Below are 21,951 nucleotides of genomic sequence, written 5' to 3'. Positions count from 1 at the left end.
CGGCTCAGAACGCCCGGATGCTTTCCTGAACCATGGTCAGCAGCCGTTGTGCGGCGGTCGACAGATGACGCCCGCGCGCCTGAATGATCAGATAGGGCTCGACGGTGATCAGCCGGTTCAGCCGCAGCCGCCGCAGATCAGCAGAGACGGGCGGTTCCAGCATCAGGTCGATCACCTCTTGCGACATGGGCGCGACGGCGTCTGAGTCCTTCAGCAGCGCGATGATCGCCAGCAGCGAAGAGGTGGTGATCACATCGGGCGGCGCGGTCAGCCCCTCGTCGTGAAAGGCGGTCTCGATGGCGGCGCGGATCGGCGCGCCGCGCTGCTGCAGGATCCAGCGCGTGCCATGCAGATCGGCGATGGCCACCGAGCCCTGCGCCAGCATCGGGTGCCCCTCGCGCACAAGCAGCTGGACGATCTCGTCGCGGGCGGGCTCAATAAGGAACTCGCGCTCGTTGACCTGTGGTGGCAGGCGGGCGAGGGCGAAATCCAGCTCGCCGCGCTCCAGCGCCTGCACCAGTGCCACCGAAGGCGCGACTTCGATCGAGATGTCCACCGAGCGGGACTCGGCCTTGAGCCGTTGCACCTGTGGCACCAGCTGGCCAAGCGCCGGGCCGGTGACCGCGCCGACCCGCACCGTGCCGCCAAGGCCCGAGTGCAAATCGTCGAAATCCTCTGCCATGCGCCGCAGGTCATGCTCGATGCGCCGGGCGTGCCGCGCGAGCAGAGCGCCGGTGGGCGTGGGCTCCATCCCCTTCGGCGTGCGGCTGAACAGCTGAGCGCCCACCGCTTTTTCCAGATCGGCAAGCATCCGTGAGGCCCCGGGCTGGGTCATCCGGCACACATTCGCCGCCACTTGCAACTGCCCGTGTTCCGCAATGGCGGCGATCAGGCGGATCTGGGCGGGGCGCAGGTTCTTCAGAAGCTCGGACATGTCACATACCTATACCGATATGCAGATTACCAATAATGGTATTTGTTCGGTATGTCGCCATTAAGTAGGACTTTTGACGTCGCCAAGGGAGTCCATAAGGAGTCCGCGGGGACAAGTGGGGTGCGGGAGACGCCCCCTTAACGGGAGGATACCGATGACTTTCAAGAAACTCGCGGGTGCGCTCGCGGTGAGCCTTGTTGCGCTTTCCAGCGCGGCATTCGCCCAGGACAAGGGCACCGTTGGCATCGCCATGCCGACCAAAAGCTCGGCGCGCTGGATCGACGACGGCAACAACATGGTCAAGCAGCTGCAGGAAGCCGGCTACGAGACCGATCTGCAATACGCAGAGGACGACATCCCCAACCAGCTCGCGCAGATCGAGAACATGGTGACCAAGGGTGTCGACGTGCTGGTGATCGCCGCCATCGACGGCACCACCCTGTCGAACGCTCTGGCCAACGCCGCCGCCTCGGGCGTGCGCATCGTGGCCTATGACCGCCTGATCCGCGACAGCGGCGACGTCGACTATTACGCTACCTTCGACAACTTCAAAGTGGGCGTGCAGCAGGCGACCTCGCTGGTGGAAGGTCTCGAAGAGCGCTTCCCCGACAGCAAGCCGTGGAACGTGGAACTCTTCGGTGGCTCGCCGGACGACAACAACGCCTACTTCTTCTACAACGGTGCCATGTCGGTGCTGCAGCCGCTGATCGACAGCGGTGACATCGTCGTCCAATCCGGCCAGATGGGCATGGACAAGGTCGGCACGCTGCGCTGGGACGGTGCGGTGGCGCAGGCACGCATGGATAACATCCTGTCGGCCAACTACACCGACAAGGACGTGCACGGCGTGCTCGCACCCTATGACGGTCTGTCCATCGGCATTCTCTCGTCGCTCAAGGGCGTTGGTTATGGCTCGGGCGATCTGAAGATGCCGATCGTCACCGGTCAGGACGCCGAAGTGCAGTCGGTGAAGTCGATCCTCGCAGGCGAGCAATATTCGACCATCTTCAAGGATACCCGTGAACTGGCCCGCGTCACCGTCGGCATGGTCAACGCCGTGATGGAAGGCTCCGAGCCCGAGATCAACGACACCGAGACCTACGACAACGGCGTGAAGGTCGTTCCGTCCTACCTGCTCGAGCCCGTCCCGGTGGACGCCTCGAACTGGGAAGAGGTTCTGATCGGCTCGGGCTACTACACCGAAGATCAGATCAAGTGATCCTCCCGCCATGCCCCTTCTTGTTTCCGGGGGCATGACATCAGGGGGAGGCCCTTTGGCCTCCCCCGACCTTCACTTCATACAAGGCAGGTACGGGTCATGACTCTTCTGCTCGAGATGCGCGACATCACCAAGGAATTCCCTGGTGTGAAAGCGCTCGACCAGGTGAACCTTCAGGTCCGCGAAGGCGAGATCCACGCGATCTGCGGCGAGAATGGTGCCGGGAAATCGACCCTGATGAAGGTGCTCTCCGGGGTCTATCCCGTGGGCAGCTACGACGGGGAAATCCATTACGATGGCGGGCTCGCCGAGTTCAAAACGCTGCGCGACAGCGAGGACAAGGGCATCGTCATCATCCACCAGGAACTGGCGCTGGTGCCGCAGCTGTCGATTGCCGAGAACATCTTTCTTGGCAACGAGCGACAGAAAGGCGGCGTGATCCAGTGGCAGGAGACTTTCCGCCGCACCGAGGAACTGCTGGCCAAAGTGGGCCTGCGCGACGCGCCGGGCACGCTGGTCGACAGCATCGGCGTGGGCAAGCAGCAGCTTGTCGAGATCGCCAAGGCCCTTTCGAAGGACGTGAAGCTGCTGATCCTCGACGAGCCGACGGCGGCGCTGCAGGAGAACGACAGCCGCAAGCTGCTCGACCTGATGCTTGAGCTGAAGGCGCAGGGCGTGACCTGCATCATCATCTCGCACAAGCTCAACGAGGTGCGCTATGTCGCCGATACGGTCACCGTGATCCGCGACGGCATGGCAGTGTCCGAACTTGATGCCTCGCAGGGGCTCTCGGAAGATCAGATCGTGCGGGACATGGTGGGCCGCGACATGTCGCAGCGCTATCCCGACCGCACCCGCCGCGCCGGCGAGGTGGTGATGGCGGTGAAGGACTGGAACGTCTGGCACCCCGAGCACGCCGAGCGGCAAGTCATCAAGAACATCAGTTTCAACGTCCGCGCGGGCGAGGTCGTCGGCATCGCGGGCGTCATGGGCTCGGGCCGGACCGAGCTGGCCATGTCGATCTTTGGTCAGAGCTGGGGGCGGAACATCTCGGGCGAGGTGTCGCTGCACGGCAAGCCGATTGACGTGTCGAAAGTGGACCGCGCGATCGAGAATGGCCTCGCCTATGTCACTGAGGACCGCAAATCTCTGGGGCTGATCCTCGACGAGAGCATCCGGTTCAACACCACGCTGTCGAACCTTGGCGGCGTTTCGGACAAGGGCGTGCTGAACGAGGCTGAGGAAACCGAGGTCGCCGAACGCTATCGCAAGGCGCTGGCCACGCGCACGCCCACCGTGATGCAGCAGGTCGGCAACCTGTCGGGCGGCAACCAGCAGAAGGTGGTGCTGGCCAAGTGGCTGTTCACCGAGCCCGAGGTGCTGATCCTCGACGAGCCCACGCGCGGCATCGACGTCGGCGCGAAATACGAAATCTATTCGATCATCAACGAACTGTCCGCCGAGGGCAAAGCCGTGGTGATGATCTCGTCGGAGATGCCCGAGCTCTTGGGCATGTGCGACCGCATCTATGTCATGAACGAAGGCGCTTTTGTCGGGGAACTCTCCGCCGAGGAAGCCAGCCAAGAGCGCATCATGTCGCTCATCGTCAGCGAGTGAGGGGGAGGGGACATGTCCACTCAAACGGCAGAAACCGCAGGCCAGCCTGAAAGCCAAGGGCTCAAGCACTACCTGCGCAACCACATGCGTGAATACGGGCTGCTCTTCGCGCTGATCGCCATCATGGTGTTCTTTCAGGCGGTGACCGGCGGCACGCTGATGCGCCCGGTGAACATCACCAACCTGTTCCTGCAGAACAGCTATATCATCATCATGGCGCTGGGGATGCTCATCGTCATCGTCTCGGGCAACATCGACCTGTCGGTCGGCTCGGTGCTGGGCTTCATCGGCGCGCTGGCGGCGGTGATGATCGTGCAATGGGATTGGCCCGTGCCATTGACCATCCTTGCCTGTCTGATGGTCGGCGGCCTCATCGGGGCGGCACAGGGCTATTGGGTGGCTTATTGGTCGATCCCGTCCTTCATCGTGACGCTGGCGGGGATGCTGGTGTTCCGCGGCGCCTCGCTGTGGCTGCTGCAGGGGCAGTCGGTGGGGCCGTTCCCGCCGGGCTTCCAGATGCTGTCGACCGGCTTCGTGCCCGATCTCTTCCCAGCTGCGATGACTTCCGGGCTGGCCGAGATCGCCGGGTCGCGGAACTTCAACCTGCTGGCCATGGCCGTGGGCGTCATCGCCGCCGTCACCATCGTCTGGCTGGGGCTGCGCGAGCGCGCCCGTGACAAGGCCTATGGCATCGAGGGCGAGCCCGCCAACTTCTTCTGGATCCGCAATGCCATCGTCTGCGGCGCGCTGCTCTTCCTGACCTTCAAGATCGCCACCTTCCGCGGCTTGCCGAACGTGCTGGTCACCATGGGTGTGCTGATCATCATCTACGCCTTCATCACCCAAAAGACGGTGATCGGTCGCCGCATCTATGCGCTGGGTGGCAACCGCAAGGCGGCCAAGCTCTCGGGCATCAAGACCGAGCGCCTCACCTTCCTCGCCTTCGTCAACATGGGCGTTCTGGCAGCGCTGGCGGGTCTGGTGTTCGCCGCGCGTCTCAATACCGCGACCCCGAAGGCGGGCTTCGGCATGGAGCTGGATGTGATCGCCGCGGTCTTCATCGGCGGCGCGTCGATGGCGGGCGGCTCGGGCAAGATCGTCGGGGCGGTGGTTGGCGCCTTCATCATGGGCGTGATGAACAACGGCATGTCGATCATGGGCATCGGCATCGATTACCAGCAGATGATCAAAGGGCTGGTGCTGCTCGCTGCCGTGATCTTCGACGTCTACAACAAATCGAAACAGGGCTGAGCCGCGTGCTCAGCCCCCAATAAAGCCGCTCTGGAGGCACCCATGTCCGTCAAGGATTTCACCCCCGCCCCCTGGCCGCGCAAGCTGCGCTCGACCCATTGGTATTCGGGCAACTCGCGCGACACGATCTACCACCGCGGCTGGCTGAAGAACCAAGGCTACCCGCACGACCTGTTCGACGGGCGCCCGATCATCGGCATCCTCAACACCTGGTCCGATCTCACCCCCTGCAACGGCCACCTGCGCGAACTGGCGGAAAAGGTGAAGGCGGGCGTCTGGGAGGCTGGCGGCTTCCCGGTCGAGGTGCCGGTGTTTTCGGCCTCGGAAAACACCTTCCGTCCCACGGCGATGATGTTCCGCAACCTCGCGGCGCTGGCCATCGAAGAGACCATCCGCGGCCAGCCGATTGACGGCGCGGTGCTGATGGTCGGCTGCGACAAGACCACGCCCTCGCTGATGATGGCCGCCGCCTCCTGCGACGTGCCGTCGATCGTCGTGACCGGCGGGCCGATGCTGAACGGCTATTTCCAGGGCGAGCGCGTGGGCTCGGGCACGCATCTGTGGAAATTCTCCGAGATGGTGAAGGCCGGGGAGATGACGCAGGAAGAGTTCCTCGAGGCGGAGCAGTCCATGTCCCGCTCCTCGGGCACCTGCAACACGATGGGCACGGCGTCGTCGATGGCGTCGATGGCCGAGGCGCTTGGCATGGCGCTTTCCGGCAATGCGGCGATCCCGGCGGTGGACAGCCGCCGCCGCGTGATGGCGCAGCTTTCGGGCCGCCGCATCGTGCAGATGGTGAAGGACGATCTGAAGCCGTCGGACATCCTGACCAAAGAGGCTTTCGAGAACGCCATCCGCACCAATGGCGCCATCGGCGGCTCGACCAATGCGGTGATCCACATGCTGGCGCTGGCGGGCCGGGTCGGCATCGACCTGACGCTGGACGACTGGGACCGCTGCGGCCGCGATGTGGCGACCATCGTCAACCTGATGCCCTCGGGCAAATACCTGATGGAAGAGTTCTTCTACGCGGGCGGCCTGCCGGTGGTGCTCAAACGCCTCGGCGAGAGCGGCCAGTTGCACAAGGACGCGCTGACGGTCTCGGGGGCCAGCATCTGGGATGAGGTCAAAGACGTGGTGAACCACAATGAGGACGTCATCCTGCCGCTTGAGAAGGCGCTGACCCAGCAGGGCGGCATCGCCGTGCTGCGCGGCAACCTCGCGCCCAAGGGCGCGGTGCTGAAACCCTCAGCGGCGTCGGAGCATCTGCTCAAGCACAAGGGCCGCGCCGTCGTCTTCGAGGACATCGACGACTACAAGGCCAAGATCAACGACGAGGCGCTCGACATCGACGAGACCTGCATCATGGTGCTGAAGAACTGCGGGCCCAAGGGTTATCCCGGCATGGCCGAGGTTGGCAATATGGGGCTGCCGCCCAAGGTGCTGAAGAAGGGCATCACCGACATGATCCGCATCTCGGACGCGCGTATGTCGGGCACCGCCTATGGCACGGTGATCCTGCACACCTCGCCCGAGGCTGCGGCGGGCGGGCCGCTTGCGGTGGTCAAGGATGGCGACATGATCGAGCTCGACGTGGAAAGCCGCCGTCTGCACCTCGACATTCCCGATGAGGAACTGGCCGCGCGCCTTGCCGCTTGGAAGCCGACGCATGATCTGCCCGGCAGCGGCTACGCATGGCTGCACCAAAGCCACGTCGAGGGGGCCGACACCGGCGCCGATCTCGACTTCCTCAAGGGCTGCCGCGGCAATGACGTGGGCAAGGACAGCCACTGATGGATCTGTTTGACGACCGGACCTGCAAATTGGGCGAGGGGGCGCTGTGGCACCCCCTCCGGGGCGAGATCTTCTGGTTCGACATCACCGGCAAACGCCTGCTGTCGCATCATCCCGCCTCGGGGCACACGCGGGACGTGCCGCTGACCGAGATGTGCTCCGCCGCGGCATGGATCGACCGGGACCGTATGCTCATCGCCTCGGAGACCGGGCTTTGGGAATATGACGTGACCACCGGTGTCTTCGGGCATCTCGTCGATCTGGAAAAGGACTGTGCCTCGACCCGCTCGAACGACGGGCGCGCGGACCCTTGGGGCGGGTTCTGGATCGGCACCATGGGCAAGCAGGCCGAACACAAGGCCGGTGCGATCTACCGCTATGCCGACGGCGCGCTGCGCACCATCGCGGACCGCATCAGCATTCCCAACGCCATCTGCTTCGACCGGGAGCGCGGCTGCGGCTATTTCGCCGACACCGCCAAGGCGCATCTCTACCGCGTGGCGCTGGACGCGGCGGGCTGGCCTGCGGCGGAGCCCGAGCTTTTTGTCGATTTCACCGAACACGGGCTGAGCCCCGATGGCGCGCTCACCGATGCCACGGGCGCGCTCTGGGTGGCGCTCTGGGGGGCGGGGGCGGTGGTCGAGGTCTCGCCCGAGGGCGTGCTTGGTGCGCGCCACGAGATGCCCGCGCCACATGCGACCTGCCCGGCCTTTGGCGGGCCGGATTTCACCACGCTCTACTGCACCACGGCGACGCAGGGCCTTGGCCCGGACGCGCTGGCCGAGGCGCCGCTGTCGGGCAAGCTCTTTGCCCAGCTTGGCGCGGGGCAGGGCCGGGCAGAGCCCGCCTTCATACTCGACAGGGGAGACACCTGATGAGCGATCCGATCCAGCTTGGCCTCGTTGGCCTTGGCACCATCGCGCGCAACCAGCATCTGCCCTCGCTCGAGGATGTGCCGGCGCTGCAGCTGGCCGCCATCGCCAGCCGCCACGCCGGGCATGACACGCTGCCCTCCTATCACGACATCGACGAGATGCTGGCCAAAGAGCCCGGCCTGCAGGCGATCTCGCTTTGCACGCCGCCGCAGGGCCGGTTCGAGCAAGCGGTGGCGGCGATCCGTGCGGGCAAGCATGTGATGCTGGAAAAACCGCCCGGGGCGAGCGTTTCCGAGGTCGAAGGGTTGGCGCGGCTTGCGCGCGACAGGGGCGTGACGCTGTTTGCCACGTGGCACTCGCGCGAGGCGGCGGCGGTCGAGGATGCACGCGCGCTGCTCGCGGGGGCCAAGATCAAGCGGGCCGAGATCATCTGGAAGGAAGACGTGCGGCACTGGCATCCGGGTCAGGAATGGATCTGGCAGCCGGGCGGGCTTGGCGTCTTCGATCCGGGGATCAATGCGCTCTCGATCCTCACCCGCATCCTGCCCGAGCCTTTGCATCCCGTCGCGGCGCATCTGGAAGTGCCGCAGAACAAGCAAGCGCCCATTGCCGCCAAGCTCGACATGCTGACCGCCTCGGGCGCGCAGGTGGTGGCCGAGTTCGACTGGCGCCAGACCGGCCCGCAGACATGGGATATCCGGGTGGAAACCGATGGCCCCGAGGTGCTGCTGCGCGAGGGCGGGGCCAAGCTGTTTGTCGGAGGAGAGGCGCGCATCGCCGCCGAGGACCGCGAGTACCGCCGCCTCTATGCCCGCTTTGCCGAACTGATCGCGGCGGGCGAGTCCGACGTCGATCTCGCGCCGCTGCAACTGGTGGCCGACGCGTTCCTGCTGGGCGCACAGAGCCGTGTCGAGGCCTTCCATGATGATCCCTGAGCGACATGTTTTCGGCGCCACGCCGGGAGGGGCGCCGATCGAGCGCATCACCCTGCGCGCCGGAGACGTGCGCGCCGAGGTGATCACCTATGGCGCGGCGCTGCAGGCGCTGCATGTGCCCGACCGCGAGGGGCAGCTCGATGACATCGTGCTCGGCTTCGACGATCTGGCGGGCTACGTCGAGCACCGCACCTTCTATGGCGCCACCGTGGGGCGCGTCGCCAACCGCATCGCCGGTGGCCGCTTCGATCTCGACGGCAAGGCTTACCATCTGGCGCAGAACGAGGGGCAAACCACGCTGCACGGCGGTCCCGACGGGTTCGACCGGCGCAACTGGCAGGTCTCCGAGCTTGGCGACGGCGCGGTCACGCTGGAGATGGTCAGCGCGGCGGGCGATCAGGGCTTTCCGGGGCAGCTTCTGGCCCGCGCCTGCTATGCCCTGCGCACGAACGACGGTGGCCAGCCCTGCCTGACGATCACCTATGAGGCCGAGACCGACGCGCCGACGCTGGTGTCGATGACCAACCACAGTTTCTTTGCGCTGGCCGGGATTTCCGCACTGGCGGGGCGTCCGAACTCGGCGCTCGAATACCGGCTCAAGGTGCCCGCGTCGCGTTATCTGACGGTCGACGAGGCGAAGATCCCCACGGGCGTGGTGCCGGTGGGCGCCAGTCCCTTCGACTTCCGCGACGGGCGGCAGCCGCTCACCGCCGTGCGCTCGGGGGCGCTCGACGGCTATGACCATTGCCTGTGTCTGGACGCGGGCGAGGTGGAACTGTCGGACGCGGTGAGCGGGCGGGTAATGTGGATGAGCACCAACCTTCCCGGCCTGCAGGTCTACACCGGCAATTTTCTCGACGGTACCGTGCCGGGCAAAGGTGGCTATGCCGCGCGCAAACATGATGCCATCTGCCTCGAGCCGCAGATCTGGCCCGATGCGATCAACATGCCCGAGAGCTGGGGCGCGCAAAGTCCGGTGCTGCGGCCCGGCGAGTTGCGCCGCGCCGAGATGAGTTTCTGCTTCGGGACACGCTGAGGCGCAGGCTGGCACTGCCATCGGCTTGACCCCACGTGATCACAGGTGTTTAGGTCGCGCGCGAAGTCCAGGAGGAGCCTCACGATGAAATTTCTCGCAAAGGCCGCGCTTGCGGCCAGCCTCGCCACGCTGGCAGCCCTGCCGGCGCAGGCCGAAACCCGGGTCACGCTGAAGGCGGCCAAGTCGGGCTCGTCCTATTACCAGATGGCCGTGCAGATCGCCGAGGCGATGAAGGCAGGCACCGATGGCGGCGTGATCGTCACCGTCGAGGAAAGCCAAGGCAGCCAGCAGAACGTGATGGAAGTGCGCGCCCGTGGCGGCGATTACGTCTTCACCTCGCCGCCCGCGCTGGTCAGCGGCGCCCGCAATGGCACCGGTGCGTTCGAGGGCAAGGGCAACCCCGCCTTCGGCGAGATCCGCGCGCTCTTCCCGCTGCCCTCGCTGACCATGCATTTTGTCATGTCGAAAGACAGCGGCGCGACCGATTTCGCCGCGATGGAGGGCAAGACCATTCTGCTCGGCAAGGGCAGCTTCGGAGCCAGTGAGGGCGAGAAGTACCTCGGTCTCTTCGGCCTCGACGGCAAGGTCGAGATCGCTGACGTGGAACTGTCGAACGCCGTCCCGGCGCTGAAGAATGGCCAGATCGACGGCTTTGTCACCGCGGGCAGCTTCCCGGCGCCCAACGTCGTTGAGGCCGCCGCCTCGACCGATGTGACCGTGCTGTCGCTGAGCGACGAACAGGTCGCCGAGACCGGCCGTGCCAAGCTGGTGATCCCCGCAGGCACCTACGCCGGGCAGGACGCCGACATCACCACCACCTCGCTGCCGGTGATCGCCTACACGACCACCAAGATGGACGACGAGACCGCCTACCAGCTGACCAAGACCTTTTGGGAAGAAAAGGCGCGCATGGGCGAGGAGTCGCCCTGGTGGACGGGTGTCGATCCGGCGCTGCTGCAGAACATCGAGGGCGAGATGCATCCGGGTGCCGTGCGCTACTACGAAGAAGCGGGCATTGCGCTGCCGGACGCGCAGAAGTAACTCCGCGTAAAACCAGTTCAGGCGGGCCGGGCATCATTGTCCGGCCCGACCTCATTTGAGAAAGAGGCAGACGATGGGGCTTGAGACGCAGATGCCGCAGGCGGCATGGAAGCGGGCGGTGTGGATCGGACTGGCGGCGCTGGTCGTGGTCTATCACCTCGGGCTCGTCTTCTCGGGTCTGGTGCCCAACCTCGTCAGCCGTCCGCTGCACATGGCGGTGGTCCTGCCGTGGGTCTTCATCTTTGGTGCCACCGGGCGCTGGCAGCTGATCTCGGGCGCGGTGCTGACCGTGCTGGGCGTCGGTGCTGCTGGCTGGATCGCGCTGAACCACGAGATGTTGGGCGATCAATACGGCTTTCTGGAAAGCGACTTCCAGATCGGCGTGGCGGCGGTGTTGCTGCTCTGCGTGATCGAGGCCGCGCGCCGCGCCATCGGCTGGCCGCTGCCGCTGGTGGCGGTGATCGCGCTGGCCTATGCGCTTTTCGGGCAGCACATCCCCGGCGAGTTCGGCCATGCGGGCACACCGATCCAGAGCTTCCTTGGCACGATGACCATCGCCGAGGGCGGCCTTTGGGGCTCGCTGACCGCGACATCGGTGGGCGTGGTGTCGATCTTCGTGATCTTCGGCGCGGTGCTCAACGCCGGTGAGGCGGGGCAGGGCTTCATGAATGTCGCCGCTGCCGCCGCCGGGCGGCTGAAGGGCGGCGCGGCCAAGGTCTCGGTGCTGTCCTCGGCGCTGTTTGGCTCGATCTCGGGCTCGGCCAGCGCCAATGTCGCTTCGACGGGCGCGATCACCCTGCCCGCGATGACGAAGCTGGGCTACCCCAAGAAGCTCGCCGCCGGGGTCGAGGCCGTGGCCTCCTCGGGCGGGCAGATCATGCCGCCGCTGATGGGCGCGGGCGCCTTCGTCATGGTCGAGCTCACCGGCACGCCCTACACGCAGATCATGGGCGCGGCGATCCTGCCGGCGATCCTCTATTTCTGGGCGGTCTGGGTGGGGATCAACGCCTATGCCACGCGCTATGACCTAAAGGGCATCGCCGCCGAGGACCGACCGGCGAAGCGCGACGTGATCATCACGTCGCTGTTCTTCCTCGTCCCCTTCACCGTGCTGATGATCGGCATGTTCGGGCTGGGCTACACGCCGCAGTACGCCGCCTGCCTTGCGATCCTCGCGGGGGCGCTGCTGCTGCTGACCAATGGCTCGCTGAGCTTCGATGCGCGCCAGACCGGCGAGCGGGTGGCCTCGGCGCTGGTCAATTCGGCCAAACAAGTGGCGATGATCGCCTCGATCATCCTCTGCGCCTCGATCGTCATTGGCGTTCTGGCGGTCACCGGCCTTGGGTAAAGATCACCTCGCTGATCCTCTCGGGCTCGGGCGGAATGCTCTGGCCCTCGCTGATCCTCACCGCGCTCGCCTGCCTCGTGCTGGGCATGGAGGTGCCGACCACCGCTGCCTATGTGATCTGCGTGTCGGTCGCCGGACCGGCGCTGACGCAACTTGGGCTGGAGCCGCTTCAGGCGCATCTCTTCGTCTTCTGGTTCGCGCTGCTGTCGACCATCACCCCGCCGGTCTGCGGCGCGGTTTTCATCGCGGCGGGCATGATCGGCGAGAACTGGGTGAAGGTCGCGGGCAGCGCCATGGCGCTGGGAGTGGGGCTCTACATCATTCCGCTCGGTATGGTGGCCAACCCCGGCCTGCTGGAACTGGCCGAGGCACCGGGCAGGGCGCTTTTCGCCTTTGTCCGCGTCGGGTTGGGGCTGGCGCTGATCTCCTACGGGCTGATCGGGCGGGCACTGCTGGTGATGCGGCTGGCGGCGATCATCTTTGGGTTGATCGTGGTGTTCGCAGGCGTGGTGCTCTCTGCTTCTGGTTGAAGGTTAAGAGAACGTTACCTGCTGGATTTTGCCCGGGTCCCGTGCACTGATGGTCTTGCAAAGACCTGTCGATGCATGGGGCCTAGGTGACAACACGCTACGCCGATCTGGTGATGGAAACCGCTGCGCGCCTCGCCGAGGCGAACACCCCGCGCGAGACGTGGGAGGCCGCTGTTTCCATCGGCAACAAGATCGGGGCCCGCGCCATGACCTGCGGTGCCGTGATGCGCGACAGCCGCGGCGTGGCATGGGTGCGCACCTCAATGGAGCAGCGCTTTCTCGAGCCATTCACGGCAGAGCGGCTTTACGAGGTCGATCCGATCCAGAGCGCCGCCATCGCGGGTCGGGTGCCGCGATATATGAATCTGGCAGAGCGGTTGCCGCTGCAGACCGACCCGAGGGCGCGGGACCTGCACGAACTGGCGCTGGCGCATGGCTATTGTCACTACGTCAATCACACATGGGTTGAAGGCGCCGCCGAGCATACCTTTGCGCTGGCCTGCGACCGCCACCCGTCAGAGCTGTTCGGGAGCGGCACCGAGAAGGCGTTCCGTGCGGTCTCGGCGATGCTGTCTGCGGCCATGCGGACGCCGGGGCTGAACGATCTTGGTGATCGGGCGTTTGGCGCGCCTTGGTCGCGGCTCAGCAGTGCCGAGCGCGACGTGCTGAGCTATCTGGGCCAAGGCCTGCACCCCGAGCAGATTGCCGATCATCTCGCGAGGCCGGTCTCGCAGGTGCAGCGGCTTCTGGAGCGCGCCTGTCGGCGGCTCGGAACGCCCAGCCCGGAGCAGGCGATGTCGCTGATGTTGGTGCGCGGCGGCCTCGTCCTTTAGATCGCGATTTTGGCATCACGGCTGGCCCATGCGGGCGCGGGGACTCGCTGCCCCGCGCCGCTGATGTGCTTACCGCCCCTTGATCTGCACGGTAAAGCTTGTCTGTGCCCCGGCGGGCGGCGAGGGGAAAGGCGCGGCGCTGCGCACCACCCGCAGGGCTGCCTGATCAAGCGCCGCAGAGCCAGAACTCCGCGCCACCGAGACACCGGCGAGCCCGCCACCGCCCGACACGCGGAAGGCAATCACCGCCGCGCCGCGGGCGTTGATCCGCGGGCGTGGCACGCGTGAGAGTTTGCGCATCACCTGTCCGGGATAATTGCTGGCGGCCGCATTGCCCGCCTCGCGCGACTGGCCGCCACCGCCTGACGTGGCCGAACTGCCGCCCGCGCGGCCCGTGGCGGCCCCGGCTGCGGCGTTGCGATCGGCATTGCCCTGCGGCTGCTGCGCCTGCCTCTGCGGTTCGGGATCCGGTTCGCGCTGGCGTTGCGGCTGCGGAGCGGGGGTGCGCTGGCGCTCGGCCAGGTCCGGGCTGCGCGGTTTCGGCCGCATAGAGCTTTGTGGCGCGGCCTCGGTGACCTCGGTTTCTGGTGTGGCTTCGGGCTCAGGTTCAGGTTCTGTGGCCTCCACCGTCTCCGGCTCCTGCGGCTCGGGCTCCAGCGTTTCCGGCTCGGTCGGCGTGGCCTCGGCGATCTCGGGCTCCGCCGGGGTGACGGTCTCGGGAGGCAAGGCTTCCAGCGTATCTGGCAACTCTTCGGGCTCAGCCTGCTCTGTGGGCGCGACGGGCACCACCGGCTCCGCCTCGAGCGGCGGCACCACAGGCAGGGCGGCGGTCATGTCTTCCGCAGGCTCGGGGGTCTCCGAAGGGCTCGGCGCCTCCGGGCGCTGCGCAGTGATGGCTTCAGGCTGCGCCTGCGGCACCGGCTCGACCTGCTCTGGCGTCACCTTTTCGGGGGTGATCGGCTCGGCGGTCTCTTCGGTGGGCTGGCTGCTGAGCGTGCCCACGGCCATGTCGGCAAAAGCGGTGCCGAGCGCGAGATCGGTCCCGCCCGCCATGCCTTCCATCTCGGCGGTCTCATTGGGCGGCATCACCGCCAGAACCGCTGCCCCATGCGCCGAAAGCGCGAGCACCGCTGCGGCGATCTTCACCTTGCGCGACGACGCGATCATTCCAGCCCCCTTTCGGTGACGATCACCACTTTCTCGGCTCCGGCGGCGCGCAATTCGCGCCCGACACGGATCAGATCGGCGGCGGGCAGATCGCGGTCCGGCACGATGCGCGCCAGCGTCTTGGCCCCGTCGCCGAGCATCTCAAGCGCGGCGGCGCTGTCTTCGATCGGTGTGCCCTGAACGCTCATCGTGCCATCGGCATGCAGCACCAGCGCGTCGGCGGGCGCGGCGCCCTCCAGATCCGCGGTGTGAACCAGCTTCAGATCGGGATCGAGCGGCCGGGCAACGGTGCCAGCGACGAGGAAGAACACCAGCATCAGGAACACGATGTTGATCAGCGCGATCGTCGGCTCGCGTTCGGATTTCTGTTTTCTGCGGCGCATCATGACGCTCCGAGAACCATGGCGCGGTAGCCGCTGACGCCGCGCAGGACGACCAGCAGATCCGTCAACCGTTGCGAATTGACCTCGCCGCGCAGCGCCACGATCAGCGGCTTGGGCTCGGCGTCCTCGGCGATATCGCCGCGGGTCTCGTCGAGCTTTGCCGGCAAATCTTCCAAGGTCAGCACGGTGCCGTTGAGGCGCAAATCCTCGGCCCCGAGCTGCAGGAACAGCGGCTTTGTCTCGCCAGAGACCGCAGCGCCCGACCCGGCGGCGGCTAGTTCCACCTCGGCAAAGCGCGTGAAGGTCGAGGTCAGCATGAAGAACAGCAGCAGCAGGAAGATCACGTCGATGAGCGAGGTCATCGACAGTTTCCGCCGCCGGCGCATCTTACGCATGGCGCGGCGCCCCTTGCGCCTGTGCCTGCACCTGCGCGTCGCGGCTGCCATTGGGCGAGAGGATGGTGTGCACCGCGCGTTCCGCCAGCACACGCTCGGATTCCATCCGTGCCTCGAACCAGCTCAGCACCACGGAGGTGGGCATGGCGACCACAAGCCCGACGGCGGTGGTCATCAGCGCCACCCAGATGCCGCCCGCGAGGATCGACGGATCGACCTGACTGCCCGCATCCTGCAGCGCCTGAAACGCCGAGATCATCCCCAGCACCGTGCCAAAGAGACCCAGAAGCGGCGCCAACTGCGCCACCGAGTCGAGCAGGCGAAAGCCTTTCTCGAGCCGTGCGAAACGGGTCTCGGCTTCGGCCTCGAGCCGGGCAGCATCGCTCTGGCCCGACATGGCCATGTCGATCACCGGGCGCAGGTAAGAGCGCGAGCGGTTCAGCGCCTCACGGGCCCCGGCGCGATCGCCATTGTCCCAAGCCTTGACCGCTTCGCGCAGCGCCGCGTGACGCCCGACGCCGGAAGCGGCGAACTGCCAGAGCTTGTAGAATACCACTGCCAGTGTCAGCAGCGAGACGGCGACCAGCAGCAGCACGACCGGCCCGCCCAGTTCGGCGATGCGACGCACGCCATCAACAACCATGTCGATCATCCGATCACCTCCACGTCGCTGCGCGACTTCAGGTCGAGCCCCTTGGTGCAGAGGTCCGACTCGCCGCCAGCCGCTTCGCAGCGGTTCGCGCCATTGATGAGAATCTGGCCCAGCCCGTCACACCCCGTGCCGGGAACCACGAACTGCCGGACACGCGGGCGCCCCGCGGGCAATTCGCCGAAATCAAACAGCGTCAGCCGGTCGACCTGACCGTTGGTGTCGAGCAGCACCGTCTCGTAGATGGCGCTGTCGATGTCGGTCTCGTGGCCATTGCGGATGAGAAAGCTCAGCTGGCAGCCCTGTTCGACGCTTTTGGTCGTGTTGAGTTCGATCGACAGCCCATCAGCCGGATCGCCTGCGTCGGCGGTCTGGGCAGCAAGGGGCAGGGGCAGCAACGCGAGAAGCGGCACGCTCATGCGGAGAATACGCAACACTTGGGTCTCCTGACTTTTCCTTGGATGGCTGGCCCGGCGAAGGATGCCCGAGGCTGGCAATACGGGGAAGTTTAACTCCGAATTGCCCTCTGTGTGTCACGATCATGCGGAATGCTCAATACCTGACTAAAATAATACGAAATTGGCATGTTTCCCATCTTATCGCGATGGCGGTGAACCTGCCGGGTTCTCGAACTCCGGAGCGCAGCACGGTTTGAGTTCGGCAAGTCCGGGAAAGCCGGTGGATACCATCCTTCGCCATCGGACCGGAAATTCCATGGTGATTGTAGATGAGGTCGAGAAGGCTGGCATAGTTCACGCCACCAACGGAACTCCGCATCGTCTCGCCGACGCGCTGCTTTCGCTTCTTGAACCGTCAACTTCTGCGCGCTGGGAGTGCCTCTACTTCCGCGTCCGTTTCGACATGTCACAGCTGTCCTGGATCACGACCGCGAACCGGGTTGGGGGGTCTTCCTGAGCCGCTGCTCAGTCGATGCCCGCCGTTTTTCCTGGAAAGCCTGACGAAGGCGCATCAGCTCGCTTTCGCGGGCCGTGGGCGGCGAGGTCACGGAGGCCGCCCTCTCGGTCGCGAGGGGGGCCGCCCAAGAGCCGCATGGTGGCACGCTTCTGAAGCTGCCGTTCAGACTTTGCGCGGCGAAGGCCCGGTTCGAGCCCAACCTGCTCATCCGTCCGGGTGTGGAGAATGTGCGGTTTACTGACGAAAGCGCCAGTAACGGTAGATCCGTGATGACGTCATTTCGTGTGCACCTCTCGACTATCGGTCGGCGCTTGCGCCCGGTCAAACATACCATAGTCCCGGATCACGCCCGCGATGCGCAGGCGGTAGTCATCGAAGACCCCGCTGCGCCCCTTCGCTTGTGCGCCTCGATGGGCATTGAGGTTGCGCCAGCGTGCGATCGCGTCTTCATTCTCGAAGAACGACAGGGACAAGATCTTGCGCGGATCGGTGAGGCTCTGGAACCGCTCGACCGAGATGAAGCCTTCGACATCCTCGAGCATCGGACGCATCTCGGCAGCGATGTCGAGGTACTCATCCTTGCGACCCTCCGCCGGTTTGACCTCGAAAATGACGGCGATCATGCGCCGTCTCCGTGCGGCGCGGAGGCGAGCTTGAGCCAGGTCCTGTCTTCCCGGAGCAGAAACTTCTCTTTCTGGGCAAACTCGTAGTTCTCGCGGCCGAGAGGGTCGGCGGCAAGACGCGCGCGGTAGGCTTCGTAGTCTGCAAGGCTCGCGACATTGTAGATGCCGTAAGCAAGCGTGGATGACCCCTCGTGCGGGGCGTAGTAGCCGATCAGGTCGGCACCACAGCGCGGGATTGCCTGCCCCCAATTGCGGGAATACTCCTCGAATTGAGCCTTCTTTGTTGGATCGATGTGGTAGCGGATAACACAGGTCAGCATGATGGGCTCCTTGCAGTGTGTTTTCCGACAATAGCCGTTTGCTTTCTGCGGATGCTTCGATCAAGATCGAACTATGAAAGAAGGTCCGGATATCGCGCGTATAGCCGCATTGATCGGTGATCCCGCCCGCGCGAACATGCTGACCGCGCTCATGAGCGGGAAAGCCCTGACGGTCAGCGAACTGGCGGAAGAAGCAGGGGTGATGATCCAGACCGCCAGCTCGCACCTCTCGAAGCTCGAAGAGGGCGGCTTGTTGAGGCCTCGCAAACAAGGACGGCACAAGTATTTCGCGCTTGCCAGTGACGAGGTTGCGCATGTGATCGAAGGTCTGATGGGTCTCGCAGCGGGGTCGGGTCATTTGCGCAAACGCACCGGCCCGCGGGATGCGGAACTGCGCCAGGCACGTGTCTGCTACAGCCATCTCGCCGGGGATATGGGCACACAGATGTTCGACAGCCTTATCGCGCAGGGATATCTGGTTCTTGATGGTGACGATCTGAGACTGACCGAAAATGGAGCGTCATTCTCCGCTGAATTTGGCATCGACGTAGCTGGCCTGCGCAAGGCGCGCGCGCCGGTTTGTCGAGAATGCCTCGATTGGAGTGAACGGCGGTCGCATCTGGCGGGCAGCCTGGGGCGCGGATTCCTCGGTCGGTTCGAGGAGTTGTCCTGGGCGAAGCGGGACCAGAAGACTCGGATCGTGACCTTCTCTCGGAGTGGAGCGGAGGAGTTCAACAAACTCTTTCCGGTGACCTGAGAACCGTTAAGGATTGCGCAAAAGCAAGCAAGGGATGAACTGCGGGATTATCCGCAGTCTTGTCAGTCGGCGCCGCTTCGCCGCAAGCCCCGCTCCGTGCCCTTGGCGGAAGCGCCAAATTCTTCGCTGCACGCCCGCGCAGGGGAACGGCCGCCGCGATGAACCGGCCCCGACGACGCGCGTCGGGGCCGGGTGGTTCACTCCGCGGGGACGGTTGCCACTGCGGCGGGCGCCTTGCGCTTCCGGAAGAGGCGCATGACCACGGTGAAGAACACCGGGACGAAGATCACCCCCAGCACCGTCGCCGACAGCATCCCGCCCACCACGTTGATACCGATAGCGTTCTGACTGGCCGCGCTGGCGCCCTTGGCGATCGCCATCGGCACCACCCCCATGGTGAAGGCCAGGGACGTCATCAGGATCGGGCGGAACCGCAGGCGGCAGGCCGTGATCGTCGCCTCGTTCAGGCTCATTCCGTCGCTCATCAGGTCCTTCGCCACCTCGACGATCAGGATCGCGTTCTTGGCCGAGAGGCCCACGATGGTGATCAGCCCGACAAGGAAGAAGACGTCGTTCGCCAGTCCCGTCAGGGTCACCGCCGCGACCGAGCCGATGACGCCCATCGGCACGATCAGCATCACCGACAGCGGGATCGACCAGCTGCCGTAGAGCCCGGCAAGGCAGAGGAAGACGCAGAGGATCGCCAGCCCCACGAGGAGCGGTGCGAGGGAACCAGCCTTGATCTCCTGCAGGGATTGCCCCGTCCATTCGTAGGTGAAGCCGCGCGGCAGCTCCCCGGCGAGGCGTTCCATCTCGGCAATCGCATCCCCGGAGGAGTATCCGGGCGCGGCAACGCCCGAGATCCGCATCGACGGATAACCGTTGTAGCCGACCAGCTGCGTCGGGCCCATCGTCCATTCCGCCGAGGCGAAGGAGGACAGTGGCACCATGCCACCAAGGCTGTTGCGGACGTTCAGCTTCAGCACCTCCTCAACCGTCATGCGGGAGCGCTGTTCGGCCTGCACGATGACCTGCTGCATGCGCCCCATGTTGGGGAAGTCGTTGACATAGGCCGAGCCGAGCGCTGCCGAGATCGTGGTGTTCACATCCTCGAAGCTGACCCCGAAGGCATTGGCCTTCTCGCGGTCGACATCGAGGCGCAGCTGCGGTGCGGGCGGCAGGCCCTCGGGATAGGCCATGGCGATCACCGGGCTGGCGGCGGCGCCAGCCAGGAGCTGACCTGCGGCCTCGCGCAGGACGGCATCGCCGCGGTTGGCGCGATCCTGCAGCCGGAAGGAGAAGCCCGCCGAGTTGCCCAAGCCCAGGATCGGCGGCGGCGACAGGGCAAAGGCGCTGGCGTCGCGGATCTGCGCAAGCCCGCCGTTCATTCGCCCCACGATGGCATCGGCGCTGTCCTCCGGCCCGCGCTCGGACCAGTCCTTGAGGGTGATGAAGGCAACGGCGGCATTGGCGCCCTGACCCGAGAAGGAATAGCCCTGCACCACGATCGTGCTGTCCACCGCGTCCTCGGCGGCGGTCAGGGCTTCGACCTGCGCTGCCGATGCACGCAGACGGTTGGAGGTCGCGTTGGCCGGCCCCTGGATGTTGGTGAAGAGGAAGCCCTGATCCTCCTGCGGCAGGAAGCTGGTGGGGATCTTGGTGTAGGACCATCCCAGCCCCGCGACGAGCACCACGTAGAGCATCATCATCGCGCCCGCGCGGCGGGTGAGGCCGCCGACCAGCCGCCCGTAGCGGTTCGAGGTGCGCGTGAAGGCGCGGTTGAACCAGCCGAAGAAGCCGCGTTTCTCGTGGTGATGCCCGGCCGAAACCGGCTTCAGCAGAGTGGCGCAGAGCGCCGGCGTCAGCGACAGCGCGAGGAAGGCGGAGAACGCGATCGACACGACCATGGTGACCGAGAACTGGCGGTAGATCACCCCCATGGAGCCGGGGAAGAAGGCCAGCGGCACGAAGACCGCCATCAGCGCCAGCGTGATGCCGATGATGGCGCCGGAGATCTGCTTCATCGCCTTCTTCGAGGCCTCCGGCGCGGACAGCCCCTCTTCGGACATGATGCGCTCGACGTTCTCGACGACCACGATGGCGTCGTCGACGAGGATGCCGATGGCCAGCACCATGGCGAACATGGTCAGCACGTTGACCGAGAAGCCCGTCGCCAGCATCACCGCCAGTGTGCCCGCCAGCGCGATCGGCACCACGATGGTCGGGATCAGCGTCACCCGCAGGTTCTGCAGGAACAACAGCATCACGAGGAAGACCAGCACCACCGCCTCGATTAGCGTGTGGACGACCTTCTCGATGGAGGCCTCGACGAAGGGGGTGGTGTCATAGGGGATCGCGTAGTCGACGCCCTCCGGGAAGAGCGGCTTCAGGCCCTCCATCGCGGCGCGCACGCCTTCGGCTGTGGCCAGCGCATTGCCGGTGGAAGACAGCTGGATGCCGACAGCGGCGGTCGGCTTGCCGTTCAGGAAGGTGCTCAGCGCGTAGCTCTGCGCGTCGATCTCCACCCGCGCCACGTCGGAAAGCCGGACCAGCGCCCCATCCTGCCGCGCGCGCAGCACGATGTTGCCGAAAGCCTCGGGCGTGCTCAGCTGGCCGGTCACCAGCAGCGACGCCTGCACCTGCTGGCCCGCGGGGTTGGGATCGGCCCCGACCGAGCCCGCGGCCACCTGCGCGTTCTGCGCCGTGATGGCGGCGGTGATGTCGGTCATGGTCAGGTTCAGCCCGACCAGCTTGTCGGGATCGACCCAGATCCGCAGCGCCCGCTCGGAGGCAAAGAGCGTCGTGCTGCCGACGCCTTCCACTCGGCGCAGGTCGTTCAGCACGTTGCGCGACATGAAATCGCCAAGCGCCACAGCATCCATCCCGGCCTTCTCGTCGGCGGTCAGGGCGACCATCATCAGAAAGGATGTCGCGGCCTCGTCCACCAGGATGCCCTGCTGCTGCACCTGCGCGGGCAGGCGCGTCTCAACCCGCTTGATGCGGTTCTGGATGTCGACCACCGCCTGCGACACCTCGGTGCCGGACTCAAAGACGGCATTGATCGTGACGCTGCCGGTCGCCTCGGAGGTGGACTCGTAATACATCAGCCCGGCGATGCCATTGAGCTCTTGCTCGATGGGCTGGGTCACTTGTCCGTAGAGGTCCTCGGGGGCCGCGCCGGGGAAGGTGGTGGTGATGGTCACCTGCGGCGGGGCGACATTGGGATATTGCGATACCGGCAGGTTCGGCAGCGCCAGCAGGCCCGCCAGCAGGATGAAGATCGCGATGACCCAAGCAAGGACCGGGTTGTCGATGAAATAGCGTGCCAT

Annotated in this window: 21 protein-coding genes; 12 read left to right on the top strand and 9 right to left on the bottom strand. The window is 65.6% G+C overall.

Features of this window, described 5'->3' with window-relative positions:
• Positions 1–4: 4 nt before the first annotated feature.
• On the bottom strand, positions 5–934 hold the full coding sequence (locus G0A00_RS05860; RefSeq protein WP_164179307.1) for a LysR family transcriptional regulator: 930 nt from the start codon (positions 932–934) through the stop codon (positions 5–7).
• 154 nt (positions 935–1,088) lie between these two features.
• Between G0A00_RS05860 and chvE the strand changes: the two genes are divergently transcribed.
• The 11 genes from chvE to G0A00_RS05810 all read left to right on the top strand — a co-directional run bounded on the left by chvE (position 1,089) and on the right by G0A00_RS05810 (position 13,413).
• Positions 1,089–2,153: a multiple monosaccharide ABC transporter substrate-binding protein gene (chvE, locus tag G0A00_RS05855; RefSeq protein ID WP_066108287.1), complete on the top strand. Its 1,065-nt coding sequence runs from the start codon at positions 1,089–1,091 to the stop codon at positions 2,151–2,153.
• A 99-nt stretch (positions 2,154–2,252) separates the two neighbouring features.
• The gene (gene mmsA / locus G0A00_RS05850; protein ID WP_066108284.1) at positions 2,253–3,770 is read left to right on the top strand and encodes a multiple monosaccharide ABC transporter ATP-binding protein; all 1,518 of its coding nucleotides are present in this window, start codon (positions 2,253–2,255) and stop codon (positions 3,768–3,770) included.
• An 84-nt stretch (positions 3,771–3,854) separates the two neighbouring features.
• Entirely contained in the window at positions 3,855–5,021 is a 1,167-nt protein-coding gene (gene mmsB / locus G0A00_RS05845; RefSeq protein ID WP_304610775.1) for a multiple monosaccharide ABC transporter permease, read from the top strand.
• A gap of 42 nt (positions 5,022–5,063) precedes the next feature.
• Positions 5,064–6,815 carry an L-arabinonate dehydratase gene (araD, locus tag G0A00_RS05840; protein WP_164179303.1) on the top strand — a complete coding sequence of 584 codons (1,752 nt, stop codon included), beginning with the start codon at positions 5,064–5,066 and terminating at the stop codon, positions 6,813–6,815.
• A complete protein-coding gene (locus G0A00_RS05835; RefSeq protein WP_164179301.1) occupies positions 6,815–7,690 on the top strand; it encodes an SMP-30/gluconolactonase/LRE family protein in 876 nt (291 codons plus the stop codon). Before araD ends, G0A00_RS05835 begins: the two co-directional genes overlap by 1 nt.
• Positions 7,690–8,625: a Gfo/Idh/MocA family protein gene (locus G0A00_RS05830; RefSeq protein WP_164179299.1), complete on the top strand. Its 936-nt coding sequence runs from the start codon at positions 7,690–7,692 to the stop codon at positions 8,623–8,625. The genes G0A00_RS05835 and G0A00_RS05830 overlap by 1 nt, the downstream gene beginning before the upstream one ends.
• Positions 8,612–9,661 (top strand): aldose epimerase family protein, encoded by a 1,050-nt coding sequence (locus G0A00_RS05825; RefSeq protein WP_164179297.1) that lies wholly within the window; start codon positions 8,612–8,614, stop codon positions 9,659–9,661. The genes G0A00_RS05830 and G0A00_RS05825 overlap by 14 nt, the downstream gene beginning before the upstream one ends.
• An 84-nt stretch (positions 9,662–9,745) precedes the next feature.
• Positions 9,746–10,702: a TAXI family TRAP transporter solute-binding subunit gene (locus G0A00_RS05820; RefSeq protein WP_164179295.1), complete on the top strand. Its 957-nt coding sequence runs from the start codon at positions 9,746–9,748 to the stop codon at positions 10,700–10,702.
• Positions 10,703–10,775: 73 nt separating this feature from the next.
• Positions 10,776–12,050, top strand: coding sequence for a TRAP transporter fused permease subunit (locus G0A00_RS05815; protein ID WP_255455335.1), 1,275 nt, complete (start codon positions 10,776–10,778; stop codon positions 12,048–12,050).
• Positions 12,051–12,085: 35 nt separating this feature from the next.
• Positions 12,086–12,580, top strand: a complete 495-nt coding sequence (locus tag G0A00_RS26705) for a TRAP transporter large permease subunit (protein ID WP_255455334.1) — start codon at positions 12,086–12,088, stop codon at positions 12,578–12,580.
• 86 nt (positions 12,581–12,666) lie between these two features.
• On the top strand, positions 12,667–13,413 hold the full coding sequence (locus tag G0A00_RS05810) for a hypothetical protein (RefSeq protein WP_164179294.1): 747 nt from the start codon (positions 12,667–12,669) through the stop codon (positions 13,411–13,413).
• Between the two features lie 69 nt (positions 13,414–13,482).
• On the opposite strand, the gene G0A00_RS05805 is transcribed toward G0A00_RS05810, so the two are convergent.
• The 7 genes from G0A00_RS05805 to G0A00_RS05775 form a co-directional block, all read right to left on the bottom strand.
• Positions 13,483–14,580 carry an energy transducer TonB gene (locus G0A00_RS05805; protein ID WP_164179292.1) on the bottom strand — a complete coding sequence of 366 codons (1,098 nt, stop codon included), beginning with the start codon at positions 14,578–14,580 and terminating at the stop codon, positions 13,483–13,485.
• Positions 14,577–14,963: a biopolymer transporter ExbD gene (locus tag G0A00_RS05800; protein ID WP_164179290.1), complete on the bottom strand. Its 387-nt coding sequence runs from the start codon at positions 14,961–14,963 to the stop codon at positions 14,577–14,579. Before G0A00_RS05800 ends, G0A00_RS05805 begins: the two co-directional genes overlap by 4 nt.
• On the bottom strand, positions 14,963–15,358 hold the full coding sequence (locus G0A00_RS05795) for a biopolymer transporter ExbD (protein ID WP_235952909.1): 396 nt from the start codon (positions 15,356–15,358) through the stop codon (positions 14,963–14,965). The genes G0A00_RS05800 and G0A00_RS05795 overlap by 1 nt, the downstream gene beginning before the upstream one ends.
• Entirely contained in the window at positions 15,351–16,010 is a 660-nt protein-coding gene (locus G0A00_RS05790) for a MotA/TolQ/ExbB proton channel family protein (protein WP_164179288.1), read from the bottom strand. Before G0A00_RS05790 ends, G0A00_RS05795 begins: the two co-directional genes overlap by 8 nt.
• A complete protein-coding gene (locus G0A00_RS05785; protein WP_368667666.1) occupies positions 16,007–16,444 on the bottom strand; it encodes a hypothetical protein in 438 nt (145 codons plus the stop codon). The genes G0A00_RS05790 and G0A00_RS05785 overlap by 4 nt, the downstream gene beginning before the upstream one ends.
• A 753-nt stretch (positions 16,445–17,197) precedes the next feature.
• Positions 17,198–17,545 carry an antibiotic biosynthesis monooxygenase gene (locus G0A00_RS05780; RefSeq protein ID WP_164179286.1) on the bottom strand — a complete coding sequence of 116 codons (348 nt, stop codon included), beginning with the start codon at positions 17,543–17,545 and terminating at the stop codon, positions 17,198–17,200.
• Positions 17,542–17,865, bottom strand: a complete 324-nt coding sequence (locus tag G0A00_RS05775) for an NIPSNAP family protein (protein WP_164179284.1) — start codon at positions 17,863–17,865, stop codon at positions 17,542–17,544. The genes G0A00_RS05780 and G0A00_RS05775 overlap by 4 nt, the downstream gene beginning before the upstream one ends.
• A 73-nt stretch (positions 17,866–17,938) precedes the next feature.
• Between G0A00_RS05775 and G0A00_RS05770 the strand changes: the two genes are divergently transcribed.
• Positions 17,939–18,622: a helix-turn-helix transcriptional regulator gene (locus G0A00_RS05770; protein ID WP_164179282.1), complete on the top strand. Its 684-nt coding sequence runs from the start codon at positions 17,939–17,941 to the stop codon at positions 18,620–18,622.
• Positions 18,623–18,819: 197 nt separating this feature from the next.
• On the opposite strand, the gene G0A00_RS05765 is transcribed toward G0A00_RS05770, so the two are convergent.
• Positions 18,820–21,951: a multidrug efflux RND transporter permease subunit gene (locus G0A00_RS05765; RefSeq protein WP_164179280.1), complete on the bottom strand. Its 3,132-nt coding sequence runs from the start codon at positions 21,949–21,951 to the stop codon at positions 18,820–18,822.

This window comes from Salipiger sp. PrR002 (assembly GCF_010500775.1).
GTDB lineage: Bacteria > Pseudomonadota > Alphaproteobacteria > Rhodobacterales > Rhodobacteraceae > Salipiger.
The sequence above is the reverse complement of the archived record's forward strand: the minus strand, read 5'-3'. Positions and strand labels throughout refer to the sequence as shown.